Genomic DNA, 12104 nt, shown 5'->3' on the forward strand with positions numbered 1-12104 from the left:
AAGCATTAACTGCATATTCTCATTTCAGCACTAATGAAACTCCCGAGATTTCGCGGCTAATTTATCTAACTTATCAGTTAGGTCGATAAGTTTACCTGCAATAATATGAATAACATCGCCTTCTCGTTCTAATATTCCTTTAACTTGTAAAACTTTCGCGCCAAGAAATGCTTTTTTCTGTGCATATGATGTGCCCTGCCACACGACAACATTGATGTTTCCTGTCGCATCTTCAAGCGTAATAAACGTCACGCCAGCTGCAGTGCCCGGCGCTTGTTTTCCTGTCACAACGCCAATCACTGTCACTAATGATTTATGTGTTTTTCCTGTTAACTCATTTGCCTTACAAAACGATGGTAATACTCCCTTAGCTTCTAATAAGTCAATTGGGTGTAAACCAAGGGAAAACCCAGTTGATTGATAATCTTCAACGACATTATCTGATTCACTGGGTGCTTGATGGAACGGCACTGCTGGCTTTTGCTCTGTTGCCTGATTAGTGTTAAAGCCGTTAAAGAGTGGTAAATCACTTTCACTGTTCATGATCTGCCAACGTGTTGCAAAGCGGTTGCCTGCAAGCACAGATAACGCGTTGGCACTAGCAAGTTGCGCTAATAATCGAGCTTTAATACCCAGTTGTTTAAGTTGCTCAATACTTTCGTAGCCTGTTTTAGGTCGCTGGTTGATAAGCTGTTCAATATCAGATGCAGTAACACCTTTAATAATACAAAAACCGATTTGTAATACACCTTTTTTAGTAATTGTATGTTGATAATATGAGTGATTAACACATACCGGAGCAATTTCAATATTGTGTCGTTTTGCATCTTGCAGTAACTGCGACACACTATAAAAACCAAGAGGCATGCTATTTAGTAAGGACGTATAGAATTCGACAGGGTAATAATGTTTAAGCCAAGCCGATACATATGCAAGCACAGCAAACGACGCCGAATGCGATTCAGGAAAACCATACTCGCCAAAGCCACATATTTGTTGATAAAGGCGTTCTGCAAACTGCATTTGGTAACCTCGAGACAACATGCCATTTATCAGTTTTTGCTTAAACTTTTGTAATTCCCCTGACTTTTTCCATCTTGCCATCGCACGCCGTAACTGATCGGCTTCACCACCAGTAAAACCCGCAGCGACCATGGCTATTTTGATAACTTGCTCTTGAAAAATAGGCACGCCTAACGTACGCGCCAACACTTCTTTGACCTCATTTGAGGGATATGAAATGGCCTCAATGCCATTACGTCGCTTTAAAAATGGATGCACCATATCACCTTGAATAGGCCCAGGCCGCACTATGGCAATTTGGATTACTAAGTCGTAATAACTTGTCGGTTTTAGCCTCGGTAGCATGCTCATTTGCGCTCGCGATTCGATTTGAAATACCCCAACCGTATCGGCTTTTTGGATCATCTGATAAACCGCTGCATCATCGCTTACCCGGGTAATATCAGCTATGGACAACTGCCTTTGATGACGCATTTTAATTTCTTGAAAACATTTGCGTATCGCATTGAGCATGCCCAGGGCTAAAATATCAACTTTTAATAAACCAAGGGTTTCTAAATCATCTTTATCCCATTGGATCACCGTACGTTCTTTCATCGCGGCATTTTCAACAGCAACCAGTTCATATAACGGGCCTGATGAAATAACAAAGCCCCCAACATGTTGCGATAAATGCCTTGGAAATCCTAAAATTTGCTCCGTGAGCAATACAAAATGCTGGGCTTTATTTGATTGCGGATCTAACCCCAACTGCTGTAACTGCGTTTGCCAGTGCGTCGTTTTATCTCGACGATTGATATTTTTAATAAAATATTCAAGCTTGCTGCCTTCAATATCCAGCGCTTTACCAACCTCTCGAATGGCACTTTTAAAACGAAAACTCACCACAGTTGCGGCTAATGCGGTGCGTTCTCTACCATATTTTTGATAAATATACTGGATCACTTCCTCACGTCTTTGATGTTCAAAATCGACATCAATATCAGGCGGTTCATTTCGCTCTTTGCTAATAAAACGCTCAAACAATACGGCTATTTGTCGCGGATCAACTGCGGTGATTTCAAGGCAATAACATACCACTGAGTTAGCAGCAGATCCCCGACCTTGGTATAAAATGCCATTTTTTTTAGCAAACATAACAATGTCATGAATAGTTAAAAAATAAAATGGATAATCCAACTCTTCAATTAATGCGAGTTCTTTATCAATGGTCGCCTGTATATCCGCAGTGATCCCTTCAGGAAAACGATACGCGATGCCCTGTTTCACTAATTGCCTTAAATAAGCCATTGCACTAACGCCTTTTGGCACTAATTCACTTGGATACTCATACCTCAATTCATCAAGGTTGAAATGGCACCGGTTTGCAATAGCCGTCGTTTGCGCCAGAGCATCAGGTGAGAATAAACGTGACAACTTTTGTTTTTCACGTAATGCATATTCTTCATTGGAAAGTAGTTTTTGTCCTAATTGAGCGACTGTTTTACGTGCTTTAATGGCACTTAATACGTGCTGTAACGGCAACCTATTGGCTTGATGCATCAGCGCATAACCACATGCCACAGGCGTTATATCATATTGCGTTATCAAGCGTTGGCAGTGCTCCATATACTCTGACTCGTGCGCTAATAAAAAGCGTGTTAACCCCAGCCATAAACGATCTTCATGGTGCTTTTTAAGCCAATTAGCCCAATGATGATCAATATTTTCGCCCTTTGGTAGCCAAATAAAAAGACAGTGTTTGATTGACATTAAATCCCACCGAGTCAACAGGTAGTTGCCCTTTTCACTGCGTCGCCGTGCATTGGTGATTATTCGACATAACTCTGCATAAGCTTTTCTTGTTGGGCATAACAAAACAACTGTTAAACTACCTTCAAGCGTAAATAAGCTACCAACAATTAGCTTAATTGCCCTTTGGTGGTTTTTAATCTCTCGGTGTGCACGTACAACTCCAGCAACAGAGCATTCATCTGTAATCGAAATATGGGAGTAACCAAGGTTATCGGCTGTGGCAACCAGCTCTTCGGGATGTGATGCCCCATGTAAAAAAGAAAAATTTGATTGGCAAACTAATTCTGCATAATTCATTAGCTAAAAAACCCATGAATAAACCATTGTTTTTTTGGCGTACGAAAAACCCACAGCCACCGTCCACTCTCATCTCGTGCAATAAAATAATCACGAGCAACATTATTATTATCCCACCAACCCGTCACGATGCGTTCAGGGCCATGCGATATTGTGATCGACTGGGTGAGTTCTACAGGTGAGCGCAGCATAAAGCTTGGCCGGATTAAATTCATTTGTGGCGCATTTGATAACGTGTTGAATGTATTTTCTTGGCTGGCTATTTCTGGCCTTAGGTCATTATAAACAGTTAAGGTTTTAACCTGCTCCTGCCCAAGTTTTGCCTGTAATATTGCGGTTAAAATTGCAGTATCAAAGCCTGATTTATGCTGTGAAAACAAATCGCCTTCTACACCTAAATTAGATACAAGGTAATCACTTTTTATAGTTAATGCGATAACTGGCGCTGGTAACTCGGTATTTTCTAAACGTAATAAAAAAAGCGTTAACCAGTGTTCAGCGCGATATTCAGCATGCGCTGATGATAGTTCAAATACCAAATTGGCTACTTCTCTAAAATGCAAAATAAGGGTCACTTGCTTTGCTAACTTACAGGTAGAGAGTAAAAAGGCTTGTTGTTGCTTTAATACAAGTAAAAGTGGTTTTTCAAGATGTTTAGTGAGCGATACTTCATAATGTAAGGTTAGCTGTTTTTCAAAATGAGTATCAGGTATGTAAAACGTCACTCGATGCGGATATTGGCCTGTTAATTTACCTACATACATTACTAATTCACGAGAGTAGCGCTTAGCTAATTCATCAAGCGATACCCCCAACAATTGCTTAAAATGCGTAATCCCCACGCGAGCTAGCAAAGCAATTTCTTTTGTAGTGATATCAGCAAATTGTAATGACAATAACGCAAGCTGATTACGCGCATTTTTCTGGTTTGTAAAAATCACATTAGTACCGGCTTGTGCTAATGCTTTTGCCAACAATGGTGAAGTTCCGCTTGCGAAATAATACTGAACTCCCAATGTTTTTAACTGTGTTTCAAGCACATGCCAATACTGATCACTATTGTTATATAAGGACTGCATACCATCACACGCTATCAGTAAACCTTTTGGCGGCATAATACAAATATCTGCAGTGTAGTTATAAAGTACACTGGCTATACGCTTAAGCTCTGCCACTTCCACTTCTTCTTGATAAGGATAAACCGCCAGATCAGAAACTAATAAGCTAGCTTGCCCTAATCCTTGCCCTTGCGTTAATCCTTTTTTTTTAGCCGCCGTTGAAAGTTGTACTAAATTACCTTGGTGATTGGCCAAGGCAATTACCTCGGTGCTCGACATTTCAAATTGCGTATCGAGTTGTAACTGTGGAAAGTAAAGGTAAAGCCAATTTAACATTAACCAGCCTTATCAACCGGAAATGCAATGACATTGCTGATAGGCGAAGATGCAATGGTGCAATAAGGCCATGTCGTTTGCATATCAACAATAAAATAATCACTTGGCCAACCACCTTTTAGGCGGTTTATCTTTACTTTCAGCCCTTGTGGATGTGCTTGTAATGTTAAGCTTAAAGTAACAGGCAAACTCGCTTGACTGGTTTTATAGCTATTTAAGTAAAACAAACGGTTTTTACCCGATTTACTTGCTTGCTGAAAGCGCTGGATATGGGAAATCGTTAAATCTTGCTGCGGCCAATAAATAACATCGCTGCAACTGCCACTTTGTAAACATTGTTCTACTGCCCAAAGCGCATCTTTATGTTGCTCAGGATACAGTACTAACACTTGACTAACATCGACACCTAAATGATGCAAAGCAGCACTGTTAACTAACGCGGGCGGTGAAATAAACACAATAAAACGGCTTTGCCGCATTTTAAAACTGGGTGCAATCAATCGAAGTTCACCAATGCCGGGACTACTCAATAGTTCTATCACGCCATTAGTGGGCATACCGCCAGCGAGCTTTTCATCTAAAACTGTAAAGCCCGTTTGATGCTTTTCTATCTGCTGCGTTTGAATACGATTGGATGCATACCAAAGCAGATTGCGATGATGTAATTGCTTGATCAGTGAATTCATGAATACACCAAAGGATTGTACTGTGTTTATATACAGTATAATCCTTTGGTGTTGAGGATCAATGGATCCGCAATAAAAAAAGCCAACTGTTTCTGCAGTTGGCCTTAAATCATAATTTTTATCAAAATGTTATGAATATGAGTTTATAGCTTAACTTTTAATAAACGCACAAAACATTACTGTATAAAACACTTACTATTTAAAAAACGTCGTCTAATTGCTACAAGTGGCAATAATAACAAACCTAATGCACCAAACGATGCACCTTGGCGTTCATATGTTTCTTGTGCTTTCTCAGGACACTTCTCAACAACACCCTCAGCGTTATATTTCAGCTTCACTGAAACAACCACACTTTCTTGCTCTACTTTGCCGTTAGCATCAACCACAACATTACCTTGAGCATCACGCTTATCTACAGTTTTTGTCGCTGTGCCATATACAGTACCATCATTTGAAATGCTGATTGCTTCCGCAACCACATATGGGAATGATGATTCGCCATCATTTGCAAAACATGGTAATAAGTCATTTAGATTAGTGAAGGTGTCTTTATTAATATCGTAGATAAACGCTTCTTTGCGACGACTTGCTGAGGAGCTTGTTTCAACTTCGCCTTGACCAATAATCAGGCCATTATCATTTATGTCTGTCGCAACCGCAGAGCTACTTTTAAAAAAGTCTGTTGGAAAAACTGTCTCGCCGGTTGCAACATTATGATAAAAGAACTTACTGCGCTCAGTGTTTTCAATACGCTTAATTGCATAGCCTGTAATAATATTATTATCATTAATAGCAACTGCTCGACCACCTGGTCGGTAATCGTATTCGTCAATAAACTCTACAACATTACCATCTTTGTAGTACACCGGATATTGCGTAATACCGTCGCCATCACGATACCTAACAACAGAATAACCTACCGCAATTTCGTTGTCATTAACCGCTAATGCGGTACTGCGCCACGCTCTCTTTTGCTCATCTTCATCAGGTACAATACCTAACCCAAGATCAACGGTATCAGTCACGTTTAATGCGTTATCTAAACGCCACATTGTCGCATTACGGTTATAAAGAGCACGACTTGAAGAATTTACATACGACTCATGGCATACCTCTACTGGAAGTTTATCGCCGTCACAACTTTCGTCCAATGACTCTTGTGAATCAGAAGCAATACTGACTGATGTTTCACCCACTACCAAGTAACCATCACTTACCTGAACGATATTATACGCACCAGAAATACCACCATAAGTAACTTCTGTTGGCATTAAATCAACTCGTTCGCCGGTGTTGGTCATTACAAAACCACGGCGGGTAAAATCACGAATATAATGTGTTTCCGATTCAGTTTCGCCGTCTTCAGTAAATTGAATCTTGGTATAAGGTGCTGAACCCCAGCCAGCTTTAACACCATCTTCTGCAATTGATGTTAAAATGTTCTCAACTGAGCGTGTTAAACCACCGTCATAATCAGGATGCTCTACATCATAAATAACACGCTCTTGCGTTGGGTTATTATATTCAATGGCAACATTAAATTCGGAGCCGCTATTTGAAGAAATTTTCTGATAGCGACTATCAGCATAAGATGACAATAAAAAGTCTTGTAGAAATCGTTGCGCATCGCCATTAATATTGCCATTTTCGATATCGTCTAATGTGAAGGTAATTTCTTCATCACGATTTTCAAAAACACGCTCACGATCTTTATACGCATTTGTCAAACGTGTGTCTTCAAAATCTAATTCCGCAATATCAATAACAATATTGAATACGCCTTGCGCCATACCAACGGCTTGACCCGCTTCGTTTGCATCAGTTACATACGCGTGTTTAGCGTAATCTAGATTGCCAAGCTCTTCTAAAACATATGGAGTAGCGCCTTGAACCTGTGGCGTGATTGCAGCAAAAACTGCCGCTGCAAGTAATTTATATTTCATTTTTATTCCTACTACTGATCCTGTAATTGTTCCAATTCTTCCCAGCGCATAAAAGCGGTTTCAAGCTTCGACTCTGCTTGCTGTAATTGGTTCAAGGTTTTCTGAGTTTGCTCGCTATCTTGCTTGAAAAAATCGGGGGAGTTAACAACTTCTTGAAGTTCTTCAACTTCTTGTTCAAGCGATTCTAATAAAGCGGGTAGCTCTTCGAGTTCTCGTTTTAATTTGTATGATAACTTGCCTGCTTTTTTAGCTAAAGGCTTATCTGCGACTTTTTTGTCCTTTTCTGTGTCTTTTTGTTTTTGTTCAATTACTGTTTTTTCAGCAAGTGACTGCGCATAATTTTGGAAATCTTGGTATCCACCAACCACTTCCACTACTTTGCCATCACCTAAAAAGCCCCATACCGTACTACAGGTATTGTCGATAAATTCACGGTCGTGACTTACAACCAACACAGTACCTTGATAATTAGCGAGAATTTCTTCAAGTAATTCAAGTGTTTCAACATCTAGATCATTGGTCGGCTCATCGAGTACCAATACATTGCTTGGTTTAACAAATAATTTTGCCAGTAATAAACGGTTTTTCTCTCCACCAGATAACGACTTAACCGGTGAACGCGCTCGTGCTGGTGGGAATAAAAAGTCTTGTAAATAACCAAGCACATGGCGACTGCGGCCACCGATGTTGACCTCTTGTTTACCGTCAGCAACATTATCTTGCACGCTGGCTTCTTCGTCGAGTATCGAGCGATACTGATCAAAATAAGCAACTTCTAAATTAACACCTTGCTTTAGTTTGCCTGATTCCAGCGCTAATTCGCCAAATAAAATTTTCAGTAATGTTGTCTTACCAACACCATTTGGCCCAACTAACCCAATACGATCACCACGCATAACTAAGGTAGAGAAGTCTTTCACTATTGGCTTATTTGTAAAGCCTTGTGAAATAGCCTCTGCTTCAAATACTAACTTGCCAGAACGCTGGGCACTTTCTATGTTGAAATCGGCCTTGCCTTGTTTTTCAACACGGGCTTTTCGTTCTACACGCAGTTGTTTAAGTGCGCGAACACGACCCTCGTTGCGCGTACGGCGCGCTTTAATACCCTGACGGATCCATGCTTCTTCTTCCGCGAGTTTTTTATCAAACAAGGCATTTTGGCTTTCTTCAACTTTTAATGCGTGCTCTTTTTGCTCTAGATATTTCTCATAATTACCAGGGTAAGAGACCAGCTTACCTCGGTCTAAATCAAGAATACGTGTTGCCATTGAACGAATAAATGCACGGTCGTGAGAAATAAATACGATCGCACCATTAAATTCTTTTAAGAATTTTTCCAACCACTCAATGCTGGCAACGTCCAAGTGGTTAGTTGGTTCATCCAGTAATAACAGATCTGGCTCACCTACCAATGCTTTCGCAAGCGCTACTTTTCTAAGCCAACCGCCCGAAAGTGAGGTTAAATCACTGTTTGGATCGAGTTCTAACTGACTTAACACTTGGTTTATTTGCGTTTCGAAACGCCAACCGTCGTTTGCCTCTAACTGAGACGATAAGCGCTCGAACTGTTTAAGTGTTTTTTCACTGTTATCTTGACTTAATCTCGCGCTCACTTCGTGATATTCGATCAACAGTGTCGCAATGTGCGGTAAGCCATTGGCAACATAGTCAAATACAGTGCCATTTGCCCCTTTTGGTGGGTCTTGCTCAAGGCGCGCGACTTTTAATCCACTCAGACGGTTAATTTCACCATCATCCAGTTGAATTTGACTATCAAGCACTTTAAGCAAGCTTGATTTACCAGCGCCGTTACGACCAACAATACACACCCGCTCGCCATTTTCAATCAGCATTTCTGCATTATCAAGCAATGGGTGTGTGCCGAACGCTAACTGCGCTCCTGTAATTCTAATTAAATCCATGATTATTTATTTTTTAAAATGTCTTCAAGATCAAATGGCCAAAATAATTTTGTGCCAGTGCTAAACTCAGCTACCGGAATCGTCGTCTGGTACTCGGCCATTAACGTTTCATCGTCAACAATGTCGACTAAATCAAGCTGTGTAGCTAAGCCGGCTTGCACAAATAATGCATGCGCTTGCTCACATAAGTGACAACCCTCTGTGTGATACAGCGTTATCTTAGGCATTGCGGATAAGCCACGCGTTGTGAATTTGCTTGTTGCGTTTAAAATCAGGCGAAAGTGTTTTATCGCTGATATTTTCTGCTATCAAGCCAAGGTCAAGTAAGCCTTCTTCGTTCATCGTAAAACCGCGCTTGTTATTTGAAAACAACAAGGTACCGTTTGGTGCCAAAATACGTTTTACCCAGGTAAACAACTTAATGTGATCACGCTGAACATCAAACTCTTTTTTCATGCGCTTTGAGTTTGAAAATGTCGGCGGGTCTAAAAAGATAAAATCAAACTGACCTTTTGCTTGTTCTAACCATGCAAGGCAATCCGCTTGTTCAAAATGATAACGTGGGCTGTTAAGGTTATTTAACGCAAAGTTTTCACGGCCCCATTTTAAGTAGGTATTACTCATATCAACACTGGTGACCGATTTTGCACCACCTACCGCTGCGTGCGTTGATGCGCTACAGGTATACGCAAACAAATTAAGTACACGTAAATCTTTGCAGTTTTGCTGCATATAACGACGTGCTAAACGGTGATCTAAAAATAGTCCTGTGTCTAAATAGTCGTGTAGATTAACTTTAAATTTCACACCGTACTCTTCTACAGTCATGTTATTTTTTGACTTGTCGGTTCGCTGTGCTTTTTGATACTGAGATGTGCCCTTTTGCTGCTTACGCTGTTTTACAACAATGTTGCTTGGTGCAATATCAAGGGTTTGCGCAGATAAATAAATAATATCTTGTAAGCGCTTTTCTGCGGTGGCTTCATCAATGGTTTTTGGTGGCGCATATTCATAAATCACCAAGTACTCGTTATAAACATCAACGGCAACGTTGTACTCTGGAATATCCGCATCGTATAAACGGTAACAACTAACGCGTTCTTTTTTAAGCCATGATTTTAGGCCTTGACGGTTTTTCTTAAGGCGATTAGCAAACGCCATTGAGCCATCGTAGTTAAGTTTAGTTTGGCTTGATTGCTCAGTGTTTTTTTCGTCTAAATCATAAAGGTTAAGCACACAATCTAACGGGCCATTTTTCAGTTTGTACTGCTTTTTCTTGGCAAGTTTTAAGAGGGCTAATAAACTAACATCGGTTGCAAATAGCGCCAAATGCCAAAATTTAAAATGCTTTTTAAACGCATCACCTAAATGACGATATAAATTAACTAGCTCTGCTTTTTCACCCAAACGCTCACCATACGGTAAGTTAGATAGCACCACTCCAGGCTGTTTTGCTACGGCAGTGAGTTTATTGGCATCTGCTTTTTTTAACTGAATAAACTTTGCAAAAGGTAAATTTTCAATATTATTTTGCGCTTTTTGTAATACGCGTTCATCAATATCATTACCGATTAAATACAGCTTTTGATCAGTTTGTTGGTCTTTAAGTTCTTGCTTTAGTTCTTTGAATTTTGCCGCGCGAAACCCCGGAAGTGATTCGAACGCAAAATGTTTACGATATAAACCCGGTGCAATATTCCACGCCATCATCGCCGCTTCAATTAATAGCGTTGCTGAACCACAACACGGATCAAACAACGGGCGTGAGGTATCATTTAGCCAACCTGAACGACTCACTAACGCCGCCGCTAAGTGTTCTTTTATCGGTGCATCACCTTGATGAGGACGATAACCACGCTTCGAAAGGCCTGGGCCTGAAAAGTCGATATATAAAGCACACTTTTCTTTGTTTAAACGACCAACAATACGCACATTAGGTGACGTTTTAGAGATACTAGGACGTTGTTGATGACTTGCAAAGAAAGAATCGACAATTGCATCTTTTACTACCAGTGTTGAAAACTGAGTATTCTTCAGTTCACGATTAGTACCGCTAAAATCAATTGCAAACGTTTGTGTTGGTCCAAAGTACTCTTGCCAATCAAACCCTTTGGCAAGCGCGTATAAATCATCTTTGGTATTAACGGTATCCGATTCGGTCAACAACATCATCACCCGTGTCGCATAGCGACTCGCTAAACACAGTGTTTGTGCTTGCTTATTGGATGCGTTAAAACGAATAGAACCAATACTCTGTTTAGTAATTTCAGCACCAGTCGCTTGAATTTCAGTAGCGAGTAAATTTTCAACACCAATCGACGTTAGTGCAATAAAAGAAAGCGAATTGCTCAAAGCAAAAAACCCAGTTAAAAAATCTGGCTGAAGTATAACAGTTTTAAATTCGAGTAGCGATAAAGCCTAGGCGCGTTTTAGCTGTGATTGGTTGATTAAGATAGGATTTACGCGATCGTTAAGCACTTTAATGGTTTCAAAACGACTTAATGCAAAATTATCGTCTAGTTGCATTTGGTGCTCTAAACACATGCACACACTGGCATCATTACCGCATTCAATGATCAAAAACTGACCGCTTTGCTTTTGCGAATTCAAGGTAATAATCGCTTCGGTACTTGGGGTGTGACCTTGATAAGGTTTGAAAAACCAACTTTTAGCCAGTACTGGCTTAAGGTGTAATTTGGCTGCAGTCGCATGGAGTGCAATGACAGCTATTTCGCCTTCGCTCCAAATGCTAAAAGCTGAGAGATAATGACAGATCTGCTCATACAGGGCGGCATCTTCGAGGCTAAAGCAACTGCCCTCGATTGCTGCTTGCGTAAGTTGACGCGTTTTATATGGCATAACAAGCTCTTCGCGTGTTGATTCTACATACAACACTAAACGGTTTCGCTCTTTACACGTTAGCCAACGCCAATCTTTCCCTGCTTGCAACATAATATCAAAAAATCCCCAAAACATGACATCTTGAGGATTATAGAGCTATGGTACTAAAAATAAACTATTTTTTAGAATATTTTCAATAGG

At 40.3% G+C, this 12104-nt stretch carries 8 protein-coding genes; all 8 read right to left on the reverse strand.

Annotation, left to right across the window (positions count from 1 at the left end):
- Positions 1-30: 30 nt before the first annotated feature.
- The 8 genes from L1068_RS14290 to L1068_RS14325 all read right to left on the reverse strand — a co-directional run bounded on the left by L1068_RS14290 (position 31) and on the right by L1068_RS14325 (position 12014).
- Positions 31-3114: an error-prone DNA polymerase gene (locus L1068_RS14290; protein WP_237130803.1), complete on the reverse strand. Its 3084-nt coding sequence runs from the start codon at positions 3112-3114 to the stop codon at positions 31-33.
- Positions 3114-4508, reverse strand: a complete 1395-nt coding sequence (locus tag L1068_RS14295; RefSeq protein ID WP_237130804.1) for a DNA polymerase Y family protein — start codon at positions 4506-4508, stop codon at positions 3114-3116. Before L1068_RS14295 ends, L1068_RS14290 begins: the two co-directional genes overlap by 1 nt.
- Positions 4508-5194, reverse strand: a complete 687-nt coding sequence (imuA, locus tag L1068_RS14300; protein ID WP_237130805.1) for a translesion DNA synthesis-associated protein ImuA — start codon at positions 5192-5194, stop codon at positions 4508-4510. Before imuA ends, L1068_RS14295 begins: the two co-directional genes overlap by 1 nt.
- A 176-nt stretch (positions 5195-5370) precedes the next feature.
- Positions 5371-7140 carry a DUF3466 family protein gene (locus tag L1068_RS14305; RefSeq protein WP_237130806.1) on the reverse strand — a complete coding sequence of 590 codons (1770 nt, stop codon included), beginning with the start codon at positions 7138-7140 and terminating at the stop codon, positions 5371-5373.
- Positions 7141-7151: 11 nt separating this feature from the next.
- Positions 7152-9062: an ABC transporter ATP-binding protein gene (locus L1068_RS14310; protein ID WP_237130807.1), complete on the reverse strand. Its 1911-nt coding sequence runs from the start codon at positions 9060-9062 to the stop codon at positions 7152-7154.
- Between the two features lie 2 nt (positions 9063-9064).
- Complete coding sequence (locus L1068_RS14315; protein WP_237130808.1) at positions 9065-9289, reverse strand: glutaredoxin family protein; 225 nt, start codon at positions 9287-9289, stop codon at positions 9065-9067.
- Complete coding sequence (gene rlmKL, locus L1068_RS14320; RefSeq protein WP_237130809.1) at positions 9282-11414, reverse strand: bifunctional 23S rRNA (guanine(2069)-N(7))-methyltransferase RlmK/23S rRNA (guanine(2445)-N(2))-methyltransferase RlmL; 2133 nt, start codon at positions 11412-11414, stop codon at positions 9282-9284. The genes L1068_RS14315 and rlmKL overlap by 8 nt, the downstream gene beginning before the upstream one ends.
- Positions 11415-11480: 66 nt before the next feature.
- Positions 11481-12014 (reverse strand): cell division protein ZapC domain-containing protein, encoded by a 534-nt coding sequence (locus L1068_RS14325; protein ID WP_040641629.1) that lies wholly within the window; start codon positions 12012-12014, stop codon positions 11481-11483.
- Positions 12015-12104 lie beyond the last annotated feature (90 nt).

The organism is Pseudoalteromonas sp. MMG024 (assembly GCF_021654175.1).
Taxonomy (GTDB): Bacteria; Pseudomonadota; Gammaproteobacteria; order Enterobacterales; family Alteromonadaceae; genus Pseudoalteromonas.

Coding starts and splice junctions, on each gene's coding strand:
- L1068_RS14290 (WP_237130803.1), bottom strand. CDS start 3,114: ATGAATTATGCAGAATTAGTTTGCCAATCAAATTTTTCTTTTTTACAT.
- L1068_RS14295 (WP_237130804.1), bottom strand. CDS start 4,508: ATGTTAAATTGGCTTTACCTTTACTTTCCACAGTTACAACTCGATACG.
- imuA (WP_237130805.1), bottom strand. CDS start 5,194: ATGAATTCACTGATCAAGCAATTACATCATCGCAATCTGCTTTGGTAT.
- L1068_RS14305 (WP_237130806.1), bottom strand. CDS start 7,140: ATGAAATATAAATTACTTGCAGCGGCAGTTTTTGCTGCAATCACGCCA.
- L1068_RS14310 (WP_237130807.1), bottom strand. CDS start 9,062: ATGGATTTAATTAGAATTACAGGAGCGCAGTTAGCGTTCGGCACACAC.
- L1068_RS14315 (WP_237130808.1), bottom strand. CDS start 9,289: ATGCCTAAGATAACGCTGTATCACACAGAGGGTTGTCACTTATGTGAG.
- L1068_RS14325 (WP_040641629.1), bottom strand. CDS start 12,014: ATGTTGCAAGCAGGGAAAGATTGGCGTTGGCTAACGTGTAAAGAGCGA.